The organism is Xenorhabdus sp. PB62.4 (genome assembly GCF_014467285.1).
Taxonomy (GTDB): Bacteria; Pseudomonadota; Gammaproteobacteria; order Enterobacterales; family Enterobacteriaceae; genus Xenorhabdus.
In genome coordinates this window covers 67209-91425 of record NZ_NKHR01000002.1, presented here as the reverse complement: position 1 = coordinate 91425, position 24217 = coordinate 67209, and the positions used below count along the sequence as shown (strand labels likewise).

General features: G+C 42.5%; 24 protein-coding genes and 1 other annotated feature. Of the genes, 8 read left to right on the top strand and 16 right to left on the bottom strand.

Annotated elements, in window-relative coordinates:
• Positions 1-97 precede the first annotated feature (97 nt).
• Positions 98-1678, bottom strand: coding sequence for a TerC family protein (locus Xenpb_RS02270; protein ID WP_187652911.1), 1581 nt, complete (start codon positions 1676-1678; stop codon positions 98-100).
• Between the two features lie 299 nt (positions 1679-1977).
• Here Xenpb_RS02270 and gndA point away from each other — a divergent pair, with 299 nt between their 5' ends.
• Positions 1978-3384, top strand: a complete 1407-nt coding sequence (gndA, locus tag Xenpb_RS02265; protein WP_187652910.1) for an NADP-dependent phosphogluconate dehydrogenase — start codon at positions 1978-1980, stop codon at positions 3382-3384.
• Between the two features lie 321 nt (positions 3385-3705).
• On the opposite strand, the gene Xenpb_RS02260 is transcribed toward gndA, so the two are convergent.
• On the bottom strand, positions 3706-4200 hold the full coding sequence (locus tag Xenpb_RS02260) for a YbaK/prolyl-tRNA synthetase associated domain-containing protein (protein WP_255523003.1): 495 nt from the start codon (positions 4198-4200) through the stop codon (positions 3706-3708).
• A gap of 169 nt (positions 4201-4369) precedes the next feature.
• Between Xenpb_RS02260 and yiaY the strand changes: the two genes are divergently transcribed.
• A complete protein-coding gene (yiaY, locus tag Xenpb_RS02255; RefSeq protein WP_187652909.1) occupies positions 4370-5521 on the top strand; it encodes an L-threonine dehydrogenase in 1152 nt (383 codons plus the stop codon).
• 225 nt (positions 5522-5746) lie between these two features.
• On the opposite strand, the gene Xenpb_RS02250 is transcribed toward yiaY, so the two are convergent.
• Entirely contained in the window at positions 5747-6085 is a 339-nt protein-coding gene (locus Xenpb_RS02250; RefSeq protein WP_187652908.1) for a helix-turn-helix transcriptional regulator, read from the bottom strand.
• Between the two features lie 120 nt (positions 6086-6205).
• Between Xenpb_RS02250 and Xenpb_RS02245 the strand changes: the two genes are divergently transcribed.
• Both Xenpb_RS02245 and Xenpb_RS02240 read left to right on the top strand, forming a co-directional pair.
• On the top strand, positions 6206-7207 hold the full coding sequence (locus Xenpb_RS02245) for a permease (RefSeq protein ID WP_187652907.1): 1002 nt from the start codon (positions 6206-6208) through the stop codon (positions 7205-7207).
• A 234-nt stretch (positions 7208-7441) separates the two neighbouring features.
• Positions 7442-8527: a methyltransferase domain-containing protein gene (locus Xenpb_RS02240; protein WP_255523002.1), complete on the top strand. Its 1086-nt coding sequence runs from the start codon at positions 7442-7444 to the stop codon at positions 8525-8527.
• Positions 8528-8720: 193 nt separating this feature from the next.
• On the opposite strand, the gene hisIE is transcribed toward Xenpb_RS02240, so the two are convergent.
• The 9 genes from hisIE to hisL form a co-directional block, all read right to left on the bottom strand.
• Positions 8721-9374, bottom strand: coding sequence for a bifunctional phosphoribosyl-AMP cyclohydrolase/phosphoribosyl-ATP diphosphatase HisIE (hisIE, locus tag Xenpb_RS02235; RefSeq protein WP_187652906.1), 654 nt, complete (start codon positions 9372-9374; stop codon positions 8721-8723).
• Positions 9368-10144: an imidazole glycerol phosphate synthase subunit HisF gene (hisF, locus tag Xenpb_RS02230; protein ID WP_187652905.1), complete on the bottom strand. Its 777-nt coding sequence runs from the start codon at positions 10142-10144 to the stop codon at positions 9368-9370. Before hisF ends, hisIE begins: the two co-directional genes overlap by 7 nt.
• Positions 10126-10863: a 1-(5-phosphoribosyl)-5-[(5-phosphoribosylamino)methylideneamino]imidazole-4-carboxamide isomerase gene (gene hisA, locus Xenpb_RS02225; RefSeq protein ID WP_187652904.1), complete on the bottom strand. Its 738-nt coding sequence runs from the start codon at positions 10861-10863 to the stop codon at positions 10126-10128. Before hisA ends, hisF begins: the two co-directional genes overlap by 19 nt.
• Positions 10864-10867: 4 nt before the next feature.
• Positions 10868-11458, bottom strand: a complete 591-nt coding sequence (hisH, locus tag Xenpb_RS02220) for an imidazole glycerol phosphate synthase subunit HisH (protein ID WP_187653077.1) — start codon at positions 11456-11458, stop codon at positions 10868-10870.
• A 23-nt stretch (positions 11459-11481) separates the two neighbouring features.
• A complete protein-coding gene (gene hisB / locus Xenpb_RS02215; RefSeq protein WP_187652903.1) occupies positions 11482-12549 on the bottom strand; it encodes a bifunctional histidinol-phosphatase/imidazoleglycerol-phosphate dehydratase HisB in 1068 nt (355 codons plus the stop codon).
• Entirely contained in the window at positions 12546-13652 is a 1107-nt protein-coding gene (gene hisC / locus Xenpb_RS02210) for a histidinol-phosphate transaminase (RefSeq protein WP_187652902.1), read from the bottom strand. The genes hisB and hisC overlap by 4 nt, the downstream gene beginning before the upstream one ends.
• Positions 13653-13667: 15 nt before the next feature.
• The gene (gene hisD / locus Xenpb_RS02205; protein WP_187652901.1) at positions 13668-14990 is read right to left on the bottom strand and encodes a histidinol dehydrogenase; all 1323 of its coding nucleotides are present in this window, start codon (positions 14988-14990) and stop codon (positions 13668-13670) included.
• A gap of 3 nt (positions 14991-14993) precedes the next feature.
• Positions 14994-15893, bottom strand: coding sequence for an ATP phosphoribosyltransferase (gene hisG / locus Xenpb_RS02200; protein ID WP_187652900.1), 900 nt, complete (start codon positions 15891-15893; stop codon positions 14994-14996).
• A gap of 55 nt (positions 15894-15948) precedes the next feature.
• Positions 15949-16069, bottom strand: a sequence feature (His leader region).
• Complete coding sequence (gene hisL / locus Xenpb_RS02195) at positions 16045-16092, bottom strand: his operon leader peptide (RefSeq protein ID WP_139837445.1); 48 nt, start codon at positions 16090-16092, stop codon at positions 16045-16047. (Overlaps the previous feature by 25 nt.)
• A 308-nt stretch (positions 16093-16400) precedes the next feature.
• On the opposite strand from hisL, the gene Xenpb_RS02190 reads away from it, so the two are divergent.
• A complete protein-coding gene (locus tag Xenpb_RS02190; protein ID WP_187652899.1) occupies positions 16401-17240 on the top strand; it encodes an SDR family oxidoreductase in 840 nt (279 codons plus the stop codon).
• A gap of 3 nt (positions 17241-17243) precedes the next feature.
• On the opposite strand, the gene Xenpb_RS02185 is transcribed toward Xenpb_RS02190, so the two are convergent.
• Entirely contained in the window at positions 17244-17864 is a 621-nt protein-coding gene (locus Xenpb_RS02185; protein ID WP_187652898.1) for a glutathione S-transferase family protein, read from the bottom strand.
• Between the two features lie 185 nt (positions 17865-18049).
• Between Xenpb_RS02185 and Xenpb_RS02180 the strand changes: the two genes are divergently transcribed.
• The gene (locus Xenpb_RS02180) at positions 18050-19258 is read left to right on the top strand and encodes a serine hydrolase (protein ID WP_187652897.1); all 1209 of its coding nucleotides are present in this window, start codon (positions 18050-18052) and stop codon (positions 19256-19258) included.
• Between the two features lie 121 nt (positions 19259-19379).
• Here Xenpb_RS02180 and Xenpb_RS02175 read toward each other — a convergent pair whose 3' ends face one another.
• The 3 genes from Xenpb_RS02175 to Xenpb_RS02165 form a co-directional block, all read right to left on the bottom strand.
• Positions 19380-20684: an HAAAP family serine/threonine permease gene (locus Xenpb_RS02175; RefSeq protein ID WP_187652896.1), complete on the bottom strand. Its 1305-nt coding sequence runs from the start codon at positions 20682-20684 to the stop codon at positions 19380-19382.
• Between the two features lie 1065 nt (positions 20685-21749).
• Entirely contained in the window at positions 21750-22358 is a 609-nt protein-coding gene (gene ybjG, locus Xenpb_RS02170; protein WP_187652895.1) for an undecaprenyl-diphosphate phosphatase, read from the bottom strand.
• A 473-nt stretch (positions 22359-22831) separates the two neighbouring features.
• Positions 22832-23095: a GrxA family glutaredoxin gene (locus tag Xenpb_RS02165; protein WP_187652894.1), complete on the bottom strand. Its 264-nt coding sequence runs from the start codon at positions 23093-23095 to the stop codon at positions 22832-22834.
• A 199-nt stretch (positions 23096-23294) separates the two neighbouring features.
• On the opposite strand from Xenpb_RS02165, the gene Xenpb_RS02160 reads away from it, so the two are divergent.
• Positions 23295-23606, top strand: a complete 312-nt coding sequence (locus Xenpb_RS02160; RefSeq protein WP_187652893.1) for a YbjC family protein — start codon at positions 23295-23297, stop codon at positions 23604-23606.
• Positions 23607-23690: 84 nt separating this feature from the next.
• Complete coding sequence (locus Xenpb_RS02155; protein ID WP_187652892.1) at positions 23691-24206, top strand: YbjN domain-containing protein; 516 nt, start codon at positions 23691-23693, stop codon at positions 24204-24206.
• Positions 24207-24217 lie beyond the last annotated feature (11 nt).

The following is a 24217-nucleotide window of genomic DNA, read 5'->3' as shown; positions in this document are numbered from 1 at the left end:
GCCTAAAAATTGAACCAAACTGATAAAACATATAGGAATAAAAAAACCGGCTTTATGCCGGTTTTTCTCAGTAGCCATCTAATTTCAGGTTGGCGTGTTACATTTCCACTTCTTCTTCCACTTTCAATGAAGTAATTTTTACTTTATTGATACGGTGGCTAGTGATTTCCAGTGGTTCAAACAAATAATCACCAATCTGCAATTGTTCGCCTTGTTGTGGAATATGTTGCAAGTGTTCCATTAACAAACCAGCCAGTGTTTGGTATTCGCGTTTTTCATCCAATGGCAGTGGCACGTAAAGAACCAAATCTTCTAGTGGCATAAACCCATTGGCAACCCAATACCCTTCTTCCATGACCTGAATATCATGGCGGGCATCGATCTCTCCGCCACCCACAGGCAGGTTACCGGTAATGGTCTCCATCACATCTGTTACTGTGACTACACCTTCAACAGAACCGAACTCATCAACGACAAACGCGAAATGTGTTTGCGCCAGACGGAATTGCTCCAATGCTTGCAGCAAAGAGAGGGATTCCGGGAAAATCAGCGGTTGTTGCACCAATTTCCGTAAATCGAAGGCATTGTGAGTCAGTTGTTGGTTGAGGATATCAATCACGTGCACTACGCCGAGAGGTTCATCACTGGTTGTCTCATCGGTGACGACAATTCGCGTATGCGGCTTTTGTTCCAGCAACAGAGTCAATTTTTCAGCCGGAGCATGGGCATCAAGATAAACAACATCATGGCGTGAAGTCATGATACTGCTGACGGTACGCTGAGCCATGCTGAGAACACGGGCGATCATCTGGCGCTCTTGAGGCTCAAAGACTTCTTCGTTATCAGCACCATCCGCAATCAGATTGGAAGTATGATTATCCAACGCAGCGTTTTCACGTTTGCCGTTTAAAATGTGAAGAACGGCCTCCGCGGTTCTTTCACGCAGAGAACGGGAAGCGCTCAAGAACTTGCGGCGATTGAATTGGGCAAACTGATTCAATGCTTCAATCATGATGGAGAAACCGATAGCTGCATAGAGATAGCCTTTCGGTATGTGGTAACCAAAGCCTTCTGCAACCAAACTGAAACCGATCATCAACAAGAAACTAAGACAGAGGATAACGATTGTGGGATGTGCATTAACGAATTTCGTCAGAGGCTTACTGGCCCATATCATCAAGATCATGGCGATGATAACTGCGGCAATCATGATACCAATGTGATCGACCATGCCTACAGCAGTAATAACGGAATCCAGTGAAAATACCGCATCCAGGACGATAATCTGCACGACAACCGGCCAGAAGCTGGCTCCTTTGCGTTGTTGATTGCTATGTATCGTTTTCCCTTCCAGCCGTTCATTCAATTCCATTGTGGCTTTGAACAGCAAGAAAAGTCCCCCTATCAGCATAATTAAATCACGGGCGCTGAAAGGATGATCCCATAGGGTAACGAGTGGTTTGGTCAGGGAAATGAGCCAAGACAGGCTGAATAGCAGCAATATCCTCATAACCAGAGCACAGGAAAGCCCTGTCAGGCGAGCTTTATCTCTCTGTTTTTCAGGAAGTTTGTCTGCCAAAATGGCAATAAATATTAAGTTGTCAATTCCGAGAACAATTTCTAAAACGATAAGAGTAGCCAGACCGGCCCATATCGTCGGATCAGCGATCCATTCCATACAATTTATTTTACCTTTTATTATGACGGCTTCTGCCGACTATTGAATAATGGGTATTGAAGGACGAAATATCAATAGTCGATTTATCTTAGTTGGAAATTTTTTCAGCAAACAAACGTCACGACGGTATCGATTGCATCAATAACTACCCCCTGTGGCCTTTCCTGAGTTAACATGTGACTTCATTAACAAATTGTCCACTCTGTTTTGTTGCATACGGGCATGTGTTGCATATGACATATTGCGTCACGTACTGCATCTTGGGTGGGGCAGCAGTCATTATTAGACGGGAGTTATTCATGTCCAAACAGCAGATCGGTGTTGTCGGTATGGCGGTAATGGGGCGCAACCTGGCGTTGAATATTGAAAGCCGTGGTTACTCTGTATCCATTTTTAACCGCTCCAGTGATAAAACTGACGAAGTTATTGCTGAAAATCCAGGGAAAAAATTAGTTCCAAGTTATTCCATTGAAGAATTTGTCGATTCACTGGAAAAGCCACGTCGTATTCTGTTGATGGTTAAGGCAGGTGAAGCTACGGATAAAACCATTGCATCACTGACGCCACATTTGGATAAGGGTGACATTCTGATCGATGGTGGCAACACCTATTTTCAGGATACTATTCGCCGTAATCGTGAGTTGTCTGCTCAGGGTTTTAACTTTATCGGTACTGGAGTTTCTGGTGGTGAAGAAGGTGCACTGAAAGGCCCTTCAATTATGCCCGGTGGTCAAAAAGAAGCTTATGAACTGGTAGCGCCTATTCTGAAAGAGATTGCTGCTCAGGTTGATGGCGAGCCTTGCGTCACTTATATTGGTGCAGACGGTGCCGGCCATTATGTGAAGATGGTTCACAATGGTATTGAATATGGTGATATGCAGCTAATTGCGGAAGCCTATTCCTTATTGAAAAACGCATTGAACCTCAGCAATCAGGAATTGGCAGAAGTATTCAGCGATTGGAACCAAGGCGAGCTGAGCAGCTACTTGATCGAAATTACTGCTGATATTTTCCGTAAGAAAGATGAAGAAGGTAAATATCTGGTTGACGTGATTCTGGATGAAGCTGCCAACAAAGGTACCGGGAAATGGACTAGCCAAAGCTCGTTGGATTTGGGTGTTCCAGTGACACTGATTACGGAATCTGTATTTGCACGTTATATCTCTTCCCTGAAAGATCAGCGCGTGGCGGCATCCAAGGTGCTGTCTGGCCCGGAAGCACAGCCATTCAATGGCGACAAAGCTGAATTTATCGAGAAAGTTCGCCGTGCTCTGTACTTGGGTAAGATTGTTTCCTATGCGCAAGGTTTCCAGCAACTGAAAGCGGCCTCGGATGAATATAGTTGGGATCTGAACTACGGCGAAATTGCCAAGATTTTCCGTGCCGGTTGTATCATTCGTGCGCAATTCCTACAAAAAATCACGGATGCGTACAATGAAAACCCCGCTATTGCTAACTTGCTGCTAGCTCCTTACTTTAAACAAATTGCAGACGAATACCAGCAAGCTCTGCGTGATGTTGTCTCTTATGGCGTACAGAATGGTATCCCAACACCAACATTCTCTGCTGCCATTTCTTATTACGACAGCTATCGTTCAGCCGTTTTGCCAGCCAACCTGATTCAGGCACAACGTGATTACTTTGGTGCGCACACTTACAAGCGTACCGATAAAGAAGGTGTATACCACACCGAATGGCTGGAATAATCGTTTAATATTTTTTATTAAATATTTAATGTCCAAAGAATAGGGTGCTGAGTTATCAACACCCTATTTTGTTGAATGAAACATATTAATTCAGAGGTTGCTACTTGAGCAACCGTTGTGCAAATCTCTCTAACCAGTGCGCTATCTCAGCATCATGATAGTAAAGCAATACAGCGAGGCTGAGGATAACCAGACTGAGTATTACTAGAACAAAAATATTATTCATATAATAATCACTCATTTCATCTGGTTAAATTATAGCAAAATGTAAACCTTATTTAAGTTAACTGGAATTTATAGCGTATTTTCTTGAAGTTAGCTTTAATCGGCTATTTTTCGAAAAGCAACTAATTCTGGTATAGCGATACGACGGTAATCTTCCGTATTCAAAATAATTGAACGTTCCAGACTACCGGCATTAAATGCCAGTTCGTCATAGCGATCGAATAGGAGTGGGTCGGCAACGAGCTTCAAATCCGGATGAAAGCTAAACGGTGGAATGGCGCCAAAGACACAGCGTGTCAATTCAGAAACTTCTTTTGAGCTTGCCAACGATGCCCGGCTTCCTCCTGCTTGTCTGGCGAGAGTGGCAAGATCAGCTTGTTGGTCAGCAGGTAAAACAGCAAGGATATACTGTCGATAACCATTCCCTTTCACATGACAGACCAGGCCTTTTGCGCCTTGGCCTAACTGAGTTCCCCGTATTTTTGCAACTTCTTCTGAACGACCACCTGTGGCATGTTCCATGACACGATAACGAGCATTGTGAGTATCCAACAAAGCAGTTAGACGTTCGAAAATGTCATTTTTTAGCAAAATCTTCTCCTACATAAACTCAAACTAAAATTTAGTACCTATTTTTTTATTCTTACATAGGCAATTATTGATTCTGGTCAAAATTACTGGGTCAGATAAATGCCACATTGTAATTCAATTCTCTTACATTGAAATTTGAAATAATTCAGTAAAATTTAAGGGGTTCCAAATGGCAGCATCGACTTTCTTTATCCCGCCAGTGAATAAAATTGGTATGGGGTGCATGACTGAAGCCGTTGAATTAATAAAAAATTATGGCTACAGACAAGCGCTGATTGTTACTGACCGCGTGCTAAACGAGATTGGTGTTGTCAGAAAGGTTCAGGCTTTACTGGCAGAGGTAGAGATAAAAAGTGCGATTTATGATGGAACGAATCCAAACCCGACAACGATTAATGTTGAGGAAGGTTTGGAAATTCTGCGCCAGCATCGTTGCGATTGCGTTATCTCTTTGGGTGGCGGTTCACCTCATGACTGTGCAAAAGGTATTGCGCTGGTGGCGACCAACGGTGGGGATATTCGTGATTATGAAGGCGTTGATCGTTCAGCTAAACCGCAGTTACCTTTGATTGCTATTAATACTACTGCGGGTACTGCTTCTGAAATGACACGCTTCTGTATTATTACGGATGTTGAACGTCATATTAAAATGGCGATTGTGGATAAAAATGTTACGCCTATTCTGTCAGTCAATGATTCTGCTTTGATGGCAGGTATGCCAAAAGGCCTGACAGCCGCAACCGGGATGGATGCCTTGACTCACGCCATTGAGGCGTATGTTTCTACCGCTGCGAACCCAATCACTGACGCCTGTGCATTAAAAGCAGTGACAATGATTAGCAATTATTTGCGCCGTGCCGTTGAAGACGGCAATGATATGGAAGCTCGTGAGAATATGGCCTATGCCCAGTTCCTGGCAGGTATGGCATTCAATAATGCGTCTTTGGGATATGTCCATGCTATGGCACACCAGTTAGGTGGGTTCTATGATTTGCCACATGGTGTCTGTAATGCGGTTTTACTGCCACATGTACAAAGATTCAATGCAAAAGTTTCTGCGGCTCGCCTAAAAGAGATTGCCGGAGCGATGGGAGTTGATGTAGCAGATCTGAATGATGAGCAAGGCGCTGACGCCTGTATCCAGGCAATTAGTGAATTGGCAAGAGATGTCAATATTCCGGCTGGATTATCCGCATTGAAGGTGAAAGAAGAAGATTTGCCAATATTGGCAACCAATGCGTTGAAAGATGCCTGTGGATTCACCAATCCAATTCAGGCCTCACATGAAGAGATTGTTGCTATCTTTAAAGCGGCAATATAATTCATTGAGTAGTGATTTTTAGTGTCATATTGCTCTCTTGTAACAGCTTTGTTTGTTAGTATTGCGTATCCCTTTGAAAAACACATTTTCCCTTAGGGAATGTGTTTTTCATTAGGTGATAGGCAAGTTAAGCTATAAATGATAAAAAATCTTCGCTGTCATCCCCTAATCAGGTCTACTGTGACCTTATTCCGTATATTTGATAGAGATATTAGTCTCCTTCTATCACTTCTGTTTTTTACATAACCCACATGATTGTTCGGTGAAGTGTTCAACCGAAATCCCCATACAACACTCTTCTTGCAAGAAGTTGATCAAATTTTCCAAGTGCTGATACTCAGGTATACACACAATAGTACGACTGTGCTTCTCTTGACGGATTAATCCAACCTTCACCATGCGCGCTAGATGATGTGATAGTGTTGAAGCCGGAATACCTAGGGCTTTCTGAATTTCTCCGACGGAGGCTCCCTGATGGCCGGCCTTAACTAAAAAGCGAAATATAGCTAATCGGTGGCTATTCCCCAGTTCAGCCAGGCTTGCTGCGACTTCTTCGTGTTTCATACGTGTCTCTAAACAAAAATTTCAATGTTTCTAGAAATATAATTGACAGGAACTGCAATAGCAATCTAATATCCCCAATATTTCCATAAAACTAGAAATATAGATATTTGGAGGTTTAGAATGTCTTCTCAATTGCAAGAAACTTTAAACATGTTTGTCTTCCTCGCCATAGAGTTATCAGCCTTGTTTATTGGTATTAGTTTGTTGGTTGGTATTCTCCAGCGGCATATACCTCCATCCAAGGTGGAAGCCTTACTGGGTGCTAACCGAAGGGGATATTTTTTGGCTGCCGTCCTCGGATCTATCACCCCTTTCTGTAGTTGTTCGACCATTCCTATGTTGAAAGGGCTAATTCGTGCCAGAGCTGGTTTTGGTCCAACGATGGTATTTTTATTTACTTCCCCTCTATTGAATCCCATCATCGTTGTATTGCTTGTCGCTACTTTTGGTCTGACACTAACAGCTATTTACGTACTCTCTGCTCTTCTGATCTCACTTGGTGCCGGATGGTCGCTACAAAAATTGGGATTTGAGCGTTATGTACGCCACGAAGAAGCGTCCGATTGCGGAGTTTCTGGGGGTAGTTGCGACGTTAAGCCCACGATATCAAACAGTTGTGAATCAATGGCGGCTCCCTGTTGTTCTGCTACCCAGATAACCACGCAATCTACAGGTTGCTGCGATAGCCAAACCACTAAAGCTGCTCGTCCAAAAAGCAAGTATAGCGGTCTGTGGCAGGAAGCTTGGTCAGATTTTAAGAATGTACTACCGTATTTATTCATCGGTATAGCGATAGGCAGTGTGATCTATGGCTATATTCCTACTAGTCTTCTTGAAGAATATGCTGGCTCAGATAATCCTTTTGCTATCCCAGTTGCTGCTGTCATTGCAATACCGTTGTATCTTCGCGCCGAAGCTTTGATACCGCTTTCAGCAGCTTTGATGATGAAAGGAGTCAGTGCTGGAGCGGTTCTGGCGTTAATTATCGGTGGTGCTGGCGCCAGCTTGACTGAGCTAATTTTATTACGATCCCTATTTACATTTAAGCTCTTGGCGGCCTTTGTAATTGTTATCCTTGCTATGGCAATGATCGCAGGTTACGCGGCTTTACTATTTTTCTGAATGTTAATCAAAATGAGTAGGCCGCTATTTATTTAAAAAACATGTTAATTGAAGGTTATTACTTATTGAAGATGTGAATAAACACTATGCTAAACAAGTTGCTATGACCGTGTGTAATTACTGGATATGGTGAGTATTAAATAGATTGCTTAGATGACAGGCAAATAAACGTCTTAGATTGATCGTTATTAGAGCCATGTCTGGACTAAGGTTGGGTTTTATTAGAGGAATAGAATGATGGAAACGAAAGAACAACAATTGTCTCGGCGGGTTGAAAATGTACAGAATTACTACGGTACAACGCTTTCGGGCAAGGAAGACTTGGTAACTAATGTTTGCACGGTAGATGAACCGCCTTCTGATGAGATCAAAGCTATACTAAAGGCAATTCACCCAGATGTGCAGCAGCGTTTTTATGGCTGTGGTACACCTTTTCCTCCTTTGCTGACTGGATCAACTGTGTTGGATTTAGGCTGTGGTGGCGGGAGAGATTGCTTCATTTTATCTAAGTTGGTAGGACCAGAAGGGAACGTTATCGGCGTGGATACTACTCTTGAGCAAATTGAATTTGCCAAGAGCTACGTCGAATATCATCGAGAAGCCTATGGCTACAACGCAAGTAATGTACATTTTATACATGGTAATATTGAGTCCTTGGATCTACTCAATTTACCGCCAAATAGTGTCGATGTTATAGTTTCCAATTGTGTCATTAATCTAGCTGCTGCAAAATCTGATGTGCTTCAGGGAATGGCCCAGTTGCTCAAACCTGGTGGAGAAATTTATTTTGCTGATATTTTCTCTGATCGCAGACTTTCCCAAGAGTTAAAAAATGATCCATTACTGATTGGGGAATGTATTGGTGATGTATTGTATTATGGTGACTTTGTGCGAATAGCGCGTGATGCAGGCTTTCGGGATATACGAATTGTTGCAAGCAATTTAAAGACTATTAGCAACAAACCCATTGAAGAAAAACTGGGGGGTGCAAGATTGTATTCAATGACTCTCAGGTTATTCAAGATTGATCTAGAAGATAGTTGTGAAGATTATGGTCAAGTCGCCATGTACAAAGGTAATCTCCCTGATTCCCCCATTCGCTTTATGTTGGATCAAGAACATGTATTTGAAACAGGGAAAGCGGTGCCAATATGTCGAAATACAGCAGATATCATTTGCAAAAGCCGATACCACAGTTTGTTTAGTGTGGTTGGTGAAGGCTGTACACACTATGGGGTTTTTAACTGTGGAACAGCCTCAAGCAATTTTGTCGCCTCAGTTGAAGTTCCCATGTGCACACCGGGTGGTTGTGGCTGCTAAATAGAGTAAATAGGCTTCTCTAATTATCACTGTTAATGGGTTTACAATTTGCTAGGTGTTTTGAATAGTAAAATTTGAATGCCACCATAATTGATACTACATCCTACTCAGATATAAAAGGTTATCTAATAGGATAGCAAGAAGCCACTTCGTATATATAGCTTGACGAAGTGGTTGTTATTTTTCGAAACCTCTATTCCTGCACCGAAAATGATTCTTTGGTTGAGTGCCGTTCCCGCAATTGATTAATGATACTACTAAGATCGAGTTCTTGATCTTGGAGTAAAACCAGCAGGTGATAAATCAAATCTGCGGCTTCGTTGGTCAATTCTTTTCTATCATTGACTGTAGCTGCTAACGCGGTTTCTACACCTTCTTCGCCAACTTTTTGGGCGATGCGTTTTGTTCCACTGGCATATAAGCGAGCAGTATAGGAGCTGTCCGGCGAAGCATTTTTTCGGCTTGCCAATAGTTGTTCCAATTGATAGAGGAAACCCCAGTCAGTTTGTACGGAAGCAAAGCAGCTTTCAGTTCCTTTATGGCAGGTTGGGCCAACAGGATTTACGAGGGCGAGTAGGGTATCGTTATCACAATCGGGATAAATATCAACCAGATTCAGAAAATGACCGGAACTTTCGCCTTTTGTCCATAACCGTTGTTTGGTACGGGAGAAAAAGGTCACTTTACCTGAGTCGAGCGTGACATTCAGTGCTTCCTGATTCATGTAGCCCAACATTAATACTGTTCCGGAAATAGCATGTTGGACGATGACCGGCATCAGGTTATTCACTTTCTCCCAATCCAGCTTTTCGATTTTTTGTGTTGTTAATGGCTGTGCTGTCAACATGTTCTAACCTCGACATCCTGTGTAGCAAGATATTGCTTGAGTTCACCGATATTAATAAGTTGTTTGTGGAAAACGGAGGCAGCTAAAGCACCATCAACGTTTGCAAGTTTAAACGCATCCAGAAAATGCTCTGGTGCTCCGGCTCCGCCAGAAGCGACCAGTGGCACAGCACAGATATCGCGAACTAATTTCAGTTGCGTAAGATCATAGCCATTGCGGACACCATCCTGATTCATCATATTCAGGACAATTTCACCCGCTCCGCGTTGTTGTACCTCTTTGACCCAATCCAATGTCTGCCAGCGCGTTGCGGTTGTACGTTTTTCATCACCTGTAAACTGGTAAACCTGATAATTGTTGGCTTTCTCATCAAACCATGTATCAATACCTACAACGATACACTGGACTCCGTAACGATCAGCTAAGCGGTTAATTAAATCCGGCTCAGTAAGTGCAGGGGAGTTGATGGAAATTTTATCTGCCCCAAACGATAAAATTTGCCCTGCTTCTTCAATGGATTTAATGCCACCCGCCACGCAGAAAGGGATATCGATGACTTCAGCAACTTTTGCTACCCAGCTTTTATCCACCACACGGCCATCAGACGAGGCGGTAATATCGTAAAACACTAACTCATCTGCGCCTTCTTGGGCATAGCGTTGTGCGAGAGGAACGATATCGCCAATAATTTCATGATTACGGAATTGTACGCCTTTGACGACTTGCCCATCACGGACATCAAGGCATGGAATTATGCGTTTTGCCAACATTGTATAGCCTCCGTCAGTGTAAACTTTCCTTCCAATAATGCACGCCCGACAATAACACCTGCTACACCAGACGCAGGCAGAGGAGAAATATCGGCAAGGTTGCCAATACCGCCGGAAGCTTGAAACTGGATTTGTGGATATTGTTGGCTGATTTCCTGATAGAGAGCGATATTGGAGCCGCTTAATGTGCCATCACGGGAAATATCGGTACATAACACATGCTTTAACCCGACAGGAAGATATTGTTCAATGACATCTTCAAGGGTGGCATGGCTGTTTTCTTGCCAGCCACTGATGGCTATTTGTTTAACCCCATCGGCACTGATGCGGATATCCAGTGCCAGTACAATCGCCTCCGCTCCATATTGTTGAAACCACTGTTTGACTAATTCAGGGTGGGTAATTGCAGTCGAGCCAATTACAACCCGGCTGGCACCTGCTTCAAGAAGCGTTCTGACATCGTTTTCTGAACGAATGCCTCCACCAACTTGCACAGGTACTGTCACACCCGCCACTAACTCTTTTAAAAGCGCGATCTGTCGTTTGGCAGGATCTTTTGCCCCTGTCAGATCCACTAAATGCAGTAATTCAGCGCCATCCTGCTCATATTGTTGCAAACGCAAAAGTGGAGAATTGCCATAATCCCGGCGCTGACCGTAATCTCCTTGATGCAAACGCACCACGTTGCCGTCGATTAAATCTAATGCTGGTATAATCATGGGATTACATCTCCAGAAAATTTTTCAATAATTGTGCGCCTGCCGCACCTGAACGCTCAGGGTGGAATTGCACCCCAAAGAAATTGTCTTTCGCAACGGCACTGCTAAATATATTGCCGTACTCCGTTTGAGCAATCGTATATTCACCGACAGGCAGCGCATAGCTATGAACAAAATAGAAACGGGCATTGTCTGCAATGTGGCGAAACAGAGGATGCCCTTTCTGTGCCTGTACTTGGTTCCAGCCCATATGCGGCAATGGTAATCCTTTGGTCACCATTTTTTCGACAGGTGCGTTAATTAATTTCAGCAAAGGAACGTTATCGCCTTCCGCACTGATGTCAGCCAATAACTGCATGCCGAGGCAAATACCCAGTACAGGTTGAGAGAGTGAGTTAATCAATGGGATTAATTGGCGTTGCTCGAGTTGCTCCATTGCAGCGGTAGCCGTGCCCACGCCGGGCAAGAACAGTTTATCGGCTGAACGCACAACATTTGCGTCTAAACTGATAATTGGATCATGACCTAATCGGCGGATGGCATAAGCAACAGAAGCGAGGTTAGCGCAACCTGTGTCCAGAATAACTATTTTCATCATAACGTCCTTTATAGCATCCCTTATAAAACACCTTTTGAACTAGGCAAGGTATCGCCTTCTATGCGAATGGCCTGCCGCAATGTTCGGCCAAAAACTTTGAACAGGCTTTCTGCCCGATGATGGTCATTCTTTCCTTTGGTTTTCAGGTGCAGGGTGCATCCCATTGTATAGGAGAGGGAACGGAAGAAATGTTCTATCATTTCTGTACTTAAATCTCCCACACGCTGATGTTTAAATTCAGCTTTATATTCAAGATGTGGGCGACCGGAAATATCTAAGGCACAACGGGCAAGGCATTCATCCATTGGTAATGTAAAGCCAAAACGGGCGATTCCCCGCTTATCTCCTAATGCTTGCTTCAAGGCTTCACCCAGTGCTAAACCCGTGTCTTCAACGGTGTGATGATCATCTATATAGAGATCGCCTTTGACTTGTATGTTCATGCGGAACCCACCGTGAGTCGCAATCTGATCCAACATATGATCAAAGAAACCAACACCGGTATTGATACGGCTTTCACCTTCGCGATCCAGCCAGACTTCAATATCAATGGCTGTTTCTTTGGTTTTGCGTTCAACATGTGCCTGGCGATCTTTTCGAGTCAGTTTTTCACAAATGGCTGACCATCCAAATGATTCAGATTGGTAACGAATACCCTTAATTCCCATGTTTTGGGCTAATTGCAAATCGGTTTCCCGATCACCAATGACATAACTGTTTTCGGTATCAATGACATCTTCTGCCAGATATTTGTCTACCAAGCCGGGTCTGGGTTTACGGCAATTGCAGCTATCTTCAGGTTTGTGTGGGCAGATCAGCACCTCTTCAAAATGAATACCTTGTGAAGTGAAAACCTGCATCATCAGGGCATGGGGTGGTTCAAAATCCGCTTGTGGAAAACTGGCAGTACCTAATCCGTCCTGATTAGTAATCATCACTAATTTGTAATTGGCTTTTTGCAGGGACAGTAAGGCGGGGATTACTCCAACCTCAAAAGCCAATTTATCAAGGCGATCAACTTGATAATCACTAGGCGGCTCGGTGATCAATGTTCCATCGCGGTCAATAAAAAGCATTTTCTGGCTCATGGGTTCTCAGTTTCCTTGATTTGTTGAGTTTGACTGGAAAGTGCATTAATGGCACTGACTAGCTGTTCACATTCATTCCGGCTGCCGATGGTAATGCGCAGGCAATTCTCTAATCCCGGCTGTTTTCTCTGATCACGCAAGATGATTCCTTTATCCCATAACATCTTGAATACGATTTCTGCATCGGTAAATTTCACCAAAATATAGTTGGTTTCGCTCGGAAACACGTTTTCAACCAGTGCCAATTGACTGAGCTCTTGCTGAAGATAAATCCGGTTACTGACAATTTCTGCCACACGATTTTTCATTGTCTGAATACCCGTTTCCGTTAGCGCTTGTGCAGCGATATCTGCGACAGGCGTTGCAAGTGGATAAGGGGCAATCACTTTCAGCATCAGCGCGATAATATCGGCAGAAGCCAACGTAAATCCACAACGCAATCCAGCCAAAGCAAAAGCTTTCGAGAGGGTTCGCAAAATGACCAAGTGAGGGTAGTCTTGCAGCCAACGAATGGTAGTATGTTGCGGACAAAATTCGATGTAGGCCTCATCAATGGCAACAATGGCCTGGTGACGAGTGAGTTCAAGGATCTGACGTAATGCCGCAGGTTCAACCAAATTACCAGTGGGGTTATTAGGGCTACAGATATAAATAAGCTTGACACGATCCAAATTGTTTTTGATGGAATCAACATCGGGTTGCCAGTTGGCACTGACAGGGATCTTTTTTTGTTCTATGCCGAAAGCTTCCGCGCTAACACTGTACATGCCATAAGTGGGCGGGCAAAACAGCACGGCATCACGCCCTGGTTCACAAAAAACGCGGATCAACAGTTCGATAGATTCATCCGCTCCACGGCTGACAAGAACTTGTTCCGGTTGTAAGCCAGCATAATTGGCATAACGTTGGATAACCGCGGCGGGCTGACATTCAGGATAGCGATTGAGAGTGTTCTCGCGAAATTGGAAATCGGGTGCGGTATGGTATTCATTCGCATTTAGCCAGATATCACCTTTGCCTCCCAGACGGCGGGCTGACATATAAGGAACTAAATGACGAATATTTTCTCTTGCCAGTGAATTGATATCAAAAACCGTACTCATGATTGATCCTTAGCCTTATGATTCTAAGTTTGCGTTACTCAAAGCAGCCATACGTAATGTAACCGCATTTTTGTGCGCGATGAGTTGCTCTGCCTGTGCCAGCGTTTCTATCGTGGGAGCGAGGTTTCTCAGCCCTTGTGGTGTGAGTCGCTGAACGGTCATTCTTTTTAGAAAGTCAGCCAGACCGAGGCTGGAATAGGTTGAAGTATAGCCATAGGTCGGCAGAACATGATTGGTGCCAGAGGCATAGTCCCCCGCAGATTCTGGCGACCAGTCACCGAGGAATATGGAGCCAGCACAGGTAATCTGTTCCACTAATTGTTCAGGCTGGCGGGTTTGAATAATCAAGTGCTCAGGGCCGTATTGGTTGCTGATCTCCACGCATTGGGAGAGATCTTTTGTAATAATGATGCGGCTAGACTGCAAAGCCTGGTTTGCGATCTGCTGGCGTGGCAATATCGTGAGCTGGGCTTCAATTTCACGGATGACTTGTCCGGCAAAGTTTTCGTCAGGTGTTAGCAGCATGACTTGGGAATCCGGGCCATGTTCCGCTTGAGAAAGTAAATCTGCGGCAGTAAATACAGGGTTAGCTCCGTGATCAGCGATAACCAGTACCTCTGACGGGCCAGCGGGCATGTCAATTGCAGCTCCGTCAATATATTGGCTCACTTGCCGTTTGGCTTCTGTGACCCAGGCATTGCCGGGGCCAAAAATTTTGTCTACTTTGGGAACAGATTCTGTACCGAATGCCATTGCTGCAATGGCTTGTGCTCCACCAACTTGGAAAATTTCAGTGATCCCGCACAGTTGTGCCGCATAGAGAATTTCATCGGCAATGGGAGGTGGAGAACACAGGATGATCTTACGGCAACCCGCAATGTCGGCTGGTGTGCCTAGCATTAATACGGTAGAAGGCAGCGGGGCTGAACCGCCGGGAATATAAAGCCCGACTGAGTTTATTGGGCGAGTGATTTGCTGGCAGCGAACGCCCGGCAGGGTTTCAACTTCAATTTCTACTGGTTTTTGGGCCTCATGGAACTGACGAATATTATTCATGGCTTGCTGCATAGCCTGCTTAATTTCGGGGGACAGGCGGTTGACAGCTAAATCTACTTCACTTGGCGTGATCCGGATGGCTTCCACCATCGTTTTGTCGAAGCGTTGACTGAATTCTTGTAACGCTTGGTCGCCGCGTGTTTTTACTGTTTCCAGAATCTGTTTGACTGTGCAAGCAATATCATCTGATGCCGCGACAGCCGGGCGAGCCAGCAATATTTTTTGTTGCTCTGGGGTGCATTCTTGCCAGCGGATGATGGATTTAAAATTAATATTCATCAAATTTTACTCCATCATTTTTTCAATTGGCAGAACGAGAATGGAACTCGCACCCAATGCCTTGAGTTTTTCCATCGTTTCCCAGAATAGGGTTTCACTGCTGACCATGTGCATAGCGACACGATTTTGTGCGCCTGCGAGTGGCAGAATGGTGGGGCGTTCGGCTCCCGGCAGTAGGGAAATAATCTCTTCCAACTTATCATTGGGAGCGTGTAACATGATGTATTTGGATTCTCGTGCCTGAATGACCCCTTGAATGCGGAGCATCAGTTTGTCGATGAGCCGTTGCTTAGCTTCTGGCATCTCTCCATCACGTTGGATAAGGCAGGCTTTTGAGCGATAAATCACTTCAACTTCCCGCAACCCGTTGGCTTCCAATGTGGCACCGGTTGAAACTAAATCACAAATGGCATCCGCTAGCCCTGCGCGAGGTGCAACTTCAACAGAACCATTGAGAAGGCAGGGTTTGAAGCGTATGCCTTTCTGATCTAAATAACGTTTTAGTAAGTGTGGATAAGATGTAGCAATACGGGCATCTTGCAGGCATTCCACCCCTGTATACTCGCAATCAAAGGAAGCCGCGAGGGAAAGACGGCAGTCACCAAAATCCAGACGACGTAACGTTAAATAACTCGGGGTTTCTCCTTGTGCCTGACGAGTCAGTAATTCTTCTTCAAGGACGTTTTCACCGATAATGCCCAAATCGACAACACCATCCATAACCAAGCCAGGAATATCATCGTCGCGGACGCGCAGGATATCAATGGGCATATTTTCTGCAAATGCAATCAGGCGTTGTTGTTGTAAATTGATTTTGATCCCACAGCGCGCCAGCAATGTTCTGGAATCATCACTAAGGCGGCCTGATTTCTGGATGGCTATCCGTAAGCGTGTCTTATCTAACATGTTGTGTTTTACCCTATCTTAATATTCGGTCAGTGTTTAAATCGTAGAAGCCAGAAACAAAAAACCCCCGGAAAATCTTCCGGGGGTTTTGTCGTATTCATGCCACCGGAAGACGGATTAAATGTCTTCCAGCACGCAGCAGCCTGAAAGACTAATCAGGATGATGGTGATGATGATGGCTGAATTGAATACGGTTCATAATGTGGAAGCTCTCTATCTACGTTTGACGTTATGTAAGTGCTATTTTTATAAAGGGTATATACGTATTTAACGATGACTGTACTTAACGTTATGTTTGCGACTAAGGATTGGTTGCTTGCTGTTTAACCTATATGATTTTATGTATGAAAAGCAAACTTTTTTTTAAAAAAGGTATTTATTTTGTGTTAATTAATTGTTTTTCATAATAAATGAGGGCTGTTGTCATTAGGGAAATATACGGGTAATGTTAGCCATGGTCATATATTGACCTAATAATCAAAATCATGTCAGTCTTGGGGAAGAGCCATGGTAAAAAAAGTTTCGATTATTGGACTAGGCTGGTTAGGAATGCCATTGGCGCAAGCACTACTAAGTAGTGGTATGCAGGTAGTTGGCAGTAAAACAACATCGGATGGCGTTGAAGCTGCATGTATGTGTGGTATCGATTGCCGCCTATTGAAACTAAGCCCTCAAATCGTCTGTAAAATGGATGATCTTGAGCAACTGATGTCTGTCGATGTGCTGGTTTTAACATTACCGGTTAGTGGGGTTGCTGGTGGAGGGGAAGGATATGTCAAAGCCGTGCAACTGATTATCGATACTGCGCTTTCATATGCTGTTCCACGAATTATTTTCACCAGTTCCACTTCAGTTTATGGCTCATCTGTGGGTTATCTCAATGAAGATGAACCGTTGTCTCCTGAAACACAATCAGCAACAGCGTTGGTGGAATTGGAAAATTGGCTGCATCAGTTACCCAATACATCGGTCGATATATTACGTTTGGCTGGCCTGGTAGGTAATGGGCGCCATGCTGGGCGTTTTCTTGCGGGGCGAAAGGCAATTGAGGGAGGAGAAAATGCGGTTAATTTGGTACATCAGGATGATGTTATTTCCGCCATTAAGCTACTTATCCAGCAACCAAAAGGGGGGCATGTTTATAATCTGTGTGCACCCATCCACCCGAAAAGATCAGAATATTATCCGTTAGCCAGCCGGCAACTTGATTTAACGCCGCCAGAATTTTTACAGCCAGAAAATAAGGCAAAGGCAATTGAAAGCAAGGTAGTTGATGGTAGCCGGATCTGTCGGGAACTGGGTTTTGAATACCAGTTCCCAGATCCCGGCAGAATGCCAATGAGTTAATGATTAATTTATTTCGATCATAACAATCTTTTTAAAAGCGGGTCTTTCGGTTAACAGTTGATACCAGCGTTCTAGATTTGGCAGGGAAGGGCGATCTATCTCTACGTTTAACCACAAATAAACCAGCGGAGCCAGAGCGATATCAGCCATGCCAAACTTAGCACCGGAAAGGTATTGTTGGTGACTGAGTGTGTCATCGACAATTTTCAGTAATTTTTCAATTTCTGCTAAAACTTGGGTAATAATTTTGAGGTTGCGCTGATCTTCTGGTGTTCTGATAAAACTGATCATGAACTGTTTAATGGGAGGAAATAGATTGCAACCCACCCAATCCATCCATTTCTCAATGCTGGCTCGTTCTTGAAGATCGGATGGGTAAAGGCTATTTTGGCCGAATTTCGCTGCAATATAACGTACAATTGCATTTGATTCCCACAAAATAAAATCACCGTCTTGCAAACAAGGAATAACAGCATTCGGATTCATGTGTAGGTATGCAGGATCATTGAGTTTGCCAAATTTTCCACCAACATCAATTTGTTGATATGGCACATTCAATTCTTCCAGACACCAAAGGACTTTTTTCACATTTGATGAGTTTTTACGACCCCAGATTGTTAGCATTATTTTTTTCTCATATAAGATCATTCGGAATTATTGATAATATCATAACAAAATCAGGCTAATAACAAGAGAATCTTTACGTTATTGGGTTGGAGTCTTCTCTTATAACATCCTATATTAATAAGAGTTTTTATTTTTACTTTATAGATATATACAAAGTTGAGTAGTAAAGAAAAGGGCGACTGATGATGGAAAAAAAACGACAGACACCGGTAATAAAATCTTTTGTTGTTGGCTTGAGTGTTTTTTGGTTAGCGGGTGCCAATGTGTATGCAATGGACGAACCCGCTGCACCTGAAATTGATGCTAAAGCTTATATATTAATAGATTATGCCAGCGGAAAAATTCTAGCTTCAAATAATGCTGATGAGCGGTTAGATCCGGCAAGTTTAACCAAAATGATGACCAGCTATGTGATTGGGCAGGCGATTAAGTCAGGAAAAATTTCTACAGAAGATATGGTAACCGTTGGCAAAGATGCCTGGGCTACGGGTAATCCAGTGCTTAAAGGTTCATCCTTAATGTTTTTGAAACCGGGTGACAGAGTTAAGGTTATAGATCTGAACCGCGGTATTGTCATCCAGTCCGGTAATGATGCCAGTATTGCCCTTGCTGATTATGTGGCAGGCAGTCAGGACACATTTGTTGATTTAATGAATAAATATTCGAAAACACTGGAATTGACGAATACTCATTTTAAAACTGTCCATGGTCTGGATGCGGCCGGGCAATATAGCACCGCCCGTGATATGGCACTGTTAAGTCAGGCCATGATCCGTGATGTGCCGGAAGAGTATGCTCTGAATAAAGAGAAAGAATTTACGTTTAACAATATCCGTCAGCCTAATCGTAACCGCTTATTGTGGAACCAGAATATGAATGTGGATGGTGTGAAAACCGGACACACCAGTGGCGCTGGCTATAATCTGGTCGCATCAGCAACAGAAGGGCCAATGCGTTTGATTTCGGTGGTATTGGGTGCGCCCAGTGATCGGATGCGTTTTTCTGATAGTGAAAAACTTTTAGCATGGGGATTCCGTTTTTATGAATCGGCGATCCCCCTAAAGGCGAGTGATACGCTGGTGACGGAAAAAGTATGGTACGGGACGCGTTCAGAGGTCGCTTTAGGGGTTGAAAAAGATGCTTCAGTGATAGTGCCTCGTGGGCAGGTGGGTAATTTAAAAGCCAGTTTTACATTGAATCAAACTTCCCTTGAAGCACCGCTGGAGAAAAACCAAGCGGTGGGCACTGTGAATTTTATGCTCAATGATAAAGTTATTGATCAGCGTCCGTTGGTAGTTAAAGAAGCTGTGGAAGAAAGTGGCTTCTTGGGGCGTATGTGGGATTTCGTTGTAAAAACCGTGAGCGGTTGGTTTAGTTCGTTATTCAGTTAGTGAGAGCTAAAACGACTTGATACATCTACATAACAACATGACGTGAAAAAATGCCAGTCAACCTTTTGGTGACTGGCATTTTTTGGTGCTGCCGCACAAACAGCAGCTTTTTTTACGTTGATTACATGACTGAGTAAATTGCCGCAGAAATAGCAATTGAACCTGCTACAACAACAAAGATATTGCTTGGTTTGCCTGCATATTTGCGCATAGCCGGAACTTTATGAATGGCATACATTGGCATGATGAACAGGATCATGGCAATAACAGGGCCACCCAGTGACTGGATGATATCCAGAATACTTGGGTTAAGTGTAGCTATGATCCACGCACTGACTAACATAAAGATGCTGGTGATACGATTCAGCGTTTTGTGCTGAATTGTTTTGCCTTGAGTGCTCAGTGCTTTGTTCACAATACCATTGAAACCTTCACGGGCGCCCAGATAGTGACCAAGGAAAGATTTAGTAATGGCAATGAAAGCAATGAATGGAGCAATGTATTCAATAGTAGGTACACGAAAATGGTTAGCCAGATAAGACAAAATAGTAATGTTCTGTGCTTTTGCCTCTGCCAAATTTTCAGGAGACAGGCTCAGTACGCAGCTAAAGACAAAAAACATGACAGTCATTACCATCATGATGTGAGCATAACCCAGAATACGTGAGCATTTTTTCTCTGCATGTTCACCGTATTCTTCACGTTTTGCTACTGCAAATGCAGAGATGATTGGAGAGTGGTTGAAAGAGAAAATCATAACAGGGAGCGCCAGCCACAAAGTGAATAGCAGGCCATGATTGCTTGTTGACGACATCGCACTGTCCAGTGACAGAGTATCAAAGATAGCGGTGTTCCAATGAGGAATTAAATACACAGCCAACAACATTAAAACAGTGACGAATGGGAATACCAGTACGCTCATGGCCTTGACGATAACTTGCTCACCGAAGCGGATAATGCTCATTACACCAAGAAGCAAGATAAGTGCCAGCAGTGCACGTGGTGGAGCGCTCATTTGTAACTGGTTTACGATAAAGCTTTCTACTGTGTTGGTCAGTGCCACGCTGTAAACCAGCAGGATAGGGTAAATGGCAAAGAAGTAGAGAATAGTGATCAGAAAACCGGCAACTTTACCAAAATGTTCTTCTACCACGCCGGTGATATCTCCACCGCTGCTTTTGCCAGATAAAACAAAACGACACATCCCACGGTGAGCAAAAAATGTCATGGGAAGAGCGAGTATCGCCATGATAATAAGAGGAATCAAGCCACCGATGCCAGCATTGATGGGGAGAAACAAAACACCAGCGCCAATGGCTGTGCCATATAACCCCAACATCCATACAGTGTCTGATTTACGCCAGGTAGCATGCTCGCTTTTGCTGGCAGCAGGGGATGCGATTGAACCTGATTGAGATGTGTCCATAAATATCTCCGAAATAACGCGGTAAAGTAAAATTTAAAAACTGCTAAACTCGCCCATTAATTAAATGCGCGAGTTGGATTTTTATATGAATAATAAGTTGTCAGATATTGCGTTGATGTTTATCTAAACGTTTTTATTACTACATTTTTATTACTACATTAATAATTTGGCCAAAATATGTTCATTTAAAACAGAACATTTAAACAAAGGAAAAGGAGCGGTAACTCTTGTTCACTGTATTTTTAATGCCCAAATCAAAAAATTTAACTCCTGACTTTTGATAGGGGAAATATATTTATTTTCAGTGAAATGTACCGTGATCACTCTCGCAATTGCAAGATTTATATAAAAAAGGAAAGATGTTATAAATCTTTGCTGAAATGTTGATCAAATATTAAAGAAAATAGAATGAAGAATTTAACAAGGATGATATCATTATTTTTGTTTTAAATTCTTATATTGACCTATATTATTATTTAATAATATTCATATATTAATAAATTTCTTGATTGTTGGTTAATGAATATTTAAATAAATATAATTAATGTTAATTTTTTATTTTTGTCTTTTTAATTTAACACGGGTTCCTCTGTAATATATTGATTTTTATTAAAAAATAATATTTTATTTCTTGATTGAATATGATGTTTTTTCTTTTTCTTATTACTTTGTTTTTATTGATTATGTGTTAATGGAGCTATTGTCTTTAGTTGATTGTTGTGTGTAAATATCAATCATTGAATCTGTGTTTATGAAGAAATGGTAATCATTTTATGGATGTATATTGTTAAATATAACGAAGGATTTTATTTGGATATTTTGTCTGTTTACATAGAGTAACATAAATGTTACGAAATAAATTGAATAAAATAAAACCTTAAATTTAACAAGCCTATTGGGTTTAAGGTAAACCTAATTACATTAAAGGATTAGAGTTTAAAATGTAAATGTTCACTGGAAATTCGTTGCTAGTATGAATTTCCAGCGACATATCGTTACCTTTCATTTTGCAAATTGTGCAGCGCTGCAATTTGCAATCTAATAGGATATGACTTTGAGATTTGACTAATTTTTTACCAACCCTTTTCGGATTAAGAATGCACAACAGAACTGGTAAAGGCGGGTAAGTTTACTTTGCAAACGCTCACCATATAGGCCCCAAAATACCTGAGAGAAAGCACAGCCTAATAGGCTTACTAAAAATGCCCCAATCATATCAATCGGCCAGTGAACACCAACATAGACACGGGACCAGGCAATGGCGCAGGCAATAACTATTAGGCTTACACCTGACCAGATTCGGTGCCATAAGATGAATGCTAATGCGAAAGTGAATACGGCTGTGCCATGGTTACTCGGAAAAGATTCCGTAGGGGCATGATAGAGGAAATTATAGCCAATACCTTCAACAAACGGTCTGGCGTGTGGAACAAGTATGCCAAGGATATAGGATACTGCCATTCCAAAGGCAAAAGCGACACAGGATTTACTGACGACGGTACGTTGATGTGTGATGGCTTCTTCTTTGCCCCAAAGCCAACAAATGGCTAATGTGATGGGATAAACAAATACTAAATATTTTGCGATAAAGACTGCAAGCCAAATTATCATGGGTGATGAATCGGGTGTTGCATTGATAAAAAGAAACAATTTGTGGTTGAGTTGTTCTAGCAAAGTAAGCCTCACAAACGTGATATTTACGTAACATGATGATTTTATTTTAGCAACTTAAAGTTAAAATAGTAATTTTATAATACAAAGTCATAAATATGATCACTTTGATTCATCACTTTATTTAACTATTGTTGAAACCATATGAGTAAATAATATAGCGGTGATAGTAACGAAAAGTAATCTCTCTCTTGTCATTATCACAAAAACAACAAAAAAACCCGATAGCCTTTAACCAAAGTGGATGACTATCGGGCTCCTCAATATGGGGACATCAAAGAAAAGCAGTGGCAATAATTAAGACTACACTATGGAGTGAAAGTTCTCATCATTGAGAAAAAAAACGAAAAATTTTTTCTGAGGGATGAATTTTTTGAAGGGGGTATAGCTAAGGTGACCGCTATCCAGTAAGGTAAACGTTTTCGGCTGGATAGCGGCTTTTTTGATGCTTCGCGTTCTGGCTAGTTATTTTTTTGTTATTTGTATAGCTCTAGATTTTCTTTAGCATAAGCTTCAAAGTCAGTGCAGCCACCGATATGCTTCTCATCAATGAAAATTTGAGGAACAGTTTCAACAGGTTTACCTACTGTTTTTGATAAGTCGTCTTTGGTGATGTTCTCAGCCCAGATATCAACATAGCGATAATCAAAATCGTCGCGCTCTGCTTTTAATTTTTCAGCGAGTTCTTTAGCACGAACGCAGTATGGGCAACCCGGGCGGCCAAAAATGACAGTATACATACAAACAACTCCTTAAGTGGTAATGATCGTGAACTTTATAGATTGTCATCTAGAGTTACTATGCCTGTAAGTGCCCACAAAAAAAAGCAGGAATTGCCTTTTGTTGTAATTAGTCCTGCCAATTGGCGGGATTGAGGTATGATAGCCTGACGATAAGTGACAAAAGATCTATTTTTAAGGCTGGGAAAGCAGGTCAAAAATGAAAATAAACCCATCAAAAGAGATGCGTTCATTGGCTGATATGCCCAATTTGGTTATTTTATTGGAAGTATTGGGCATCGGGTTATTAGTCTTGGCGTATTTGTCGATCACTGATAGCATAATTCTATCACCTTTATTAATGACGACAGAAGCTCACATTGCTATGATCTTATTGGGTATCGGTTGCTTGATACCAGCAGCTATCCATATTATCTGGCGTGCGGTCTATAATCTTTCCTTTCTGGGAATTGATCATAAGAAAGCAGATAAAAATCATCAGCCTTTTTCTGATGATGAAAAAATAAAATAGGTTAATTATTGGTCATGCTGCTACTCAGTAGGGCGTTTCCCAAAGTAGCATGTGTAACTTCTTGGTCATATGAGGTTAATTTCGATGGATTCTATGGTTATTCCCGATTTGTCAACATTGCGCACGTGGCTTGAACGGCTCAAAATTTCTTATTTTGAGAATGATTCAAACTCAGTCCTGCATTTGCCTCATATGCAGAATATTGATGGCCTGTTTGATGCCAAGATCGATCTGTTGGGGGATGTCGTATTGTTTTCTGCTCTGGCAGAAGTTAGGCCAACGGCGATCATTCCATTGGTTGCCAATTTAAGTCAGATTAATGCCAGTTCCCTGACAGTTAAGGCATTTCTTGATGTTCAGGATGAAAACTTACCTAAGCTGATTGTTTGTCAGGCATTTCCTATCGCAGCAGGTATGACTTTCACGCAGTTTTCCAATTTTATGCAGCAAGGTGAAGAACAAATTGCTAATGTGATTTTCGAAATTCACAGCAATAATCTTCTCTATGTCAATCATGATATGGAAAGTGAGATGGAAGTAGAAGTGGAAGATGAAGAATCATTGGCTTCGACGAATACATCAACATTTACTTTGCACTAATATTTTTTGAT

Coding starts and splice junctions, on each gene's coding strand:
- Xenpb_RS02270 (WP_187652911.1), bottom strand. CDS start 1,678: ATGGAATGGATCGCTGATCCGACGATATGGGCCGGTCTGGCTACTCTT.
- gndA (WP_187652910.1), top strand. CDS start 1,978: ATGTCCAAACAGCAGATCGGTGTTGTCGGTATGGCGGTAATGGGGCGC.
- yiaY (WP_187652909.1), top strand. CDS start 4,370: ATGGCAGCATCGACTTTCTTTATCCCGCCAGTGAATAAAATTGGTATG.
- Xenpb_RS02250 (WP_187652908.1), bottom strand. CDS start 6,085: ATGAAACACGAAGAAGTCGCAGCAAGCCTGGCTGAACTGGGGAATAGC.
- Xenpb_RS02245 (WP_187652907.1), top strand. CDS start 6,206: ATGTCTTCTCAATTGCAAGAAACTTTAAACATGTTTGTCTTCCTCGCC.
- Xenpb_RS02240 (WP_255523002.1), top strand. CDS start 7,442: ATGATGGAAACGAAAGAACAACAATTGTCTCGGCGGGTTGAAAATGTA.
- hisIE (WP_187652906.1), bottom strand. CDS start 9,374: ATGTTGACAGCACAGCCATTAACAACACAAAAAATCGAAAAGCTGGAT.
- hisF (WP_187652905.1), bottom strand. CDS start 10,144: ATGTTGGCAAAACGCATAATTCCATGCCTTGATGTCCGTGATGGGCAA.
- hisA (WP_187652904.1), bottom strand. CDS start 10,863: ATGATTATACCAGCATTAGATTTAATCGACGGCAACGTGGTGCGTTTG.
- hisH (WP_187653077.1), bottom strand. CDS start 11,458: ATGAAAATAGTTATTCTGGACACAGGTTGCGCTAACCTCGCTTCTGTT.
- hisB (WP_187652903.1), bottom strand. CDS start 12,549: ATGAGCCAGAAAATGCTTTTTATTGACCGCGATGGAACATTGATCACC.
- hisC (WP_187652902.1), bottom strand. CDS start 13,652: ATGAGTACGGTTTTTGATATCAATTCACTGGCAAGAGAAAATATTCGT.
- hisG (WP_187652900.1), bottom strand. CDS start 15,893: ATGTTAGATAAGACACGCTTACGGATAGCCATCCAGAAATCAGGCCGC.
- Xenpb_RS02190 (WP_187652899.1), top strand. CDS start 16,401: ATGGTAAAAAAAGTTTCGATTATTGGACTAGGCTGGTTAGGAATGCCA.
- Xenpb_RS02185 (WP_187652898.1), bottom strand. CDS start 17,864: ATGCTAACAATCTGGGGTCGTAAAAACTCATCAAATGTGAAAAAAGTC.
- Xenpb_RS02180 (WP_187652897.1), top strand. CDS start 18,050: ATGATGGAAAAAAAACGACAGACACCGGTAATAAAATCTTTTGTTGTT.
- Xenpb_RS02175 (WP_187652896.1), bottom strand. CDS start 20,684: ATGGACACATCTCAATCAGGTTCAATCGCATCCCCTGCTGCCAGCAAA.
- Xenpb_RS02165 (WP_187652894.1), bottom strand. CDS start 23,095: ATGTATACTGTCATTTTTGGCCGCCCGGGTTGCCCATACTGCGTTCGT.
- Xenpb_RS02160 (WP_187652893.1), top strand. CDS start 23,295: ATGAAAATAAACCCATCAAAAGAGATGCGTTCATTGGCTGATATGCCC.
- Xenpb_RS02155 (WP_187652892.1), top strand. CDS start 23,691: ATGGATTCTATGGTTATTCCCGATTTGTCAACATTGCGCACGTGGCTT.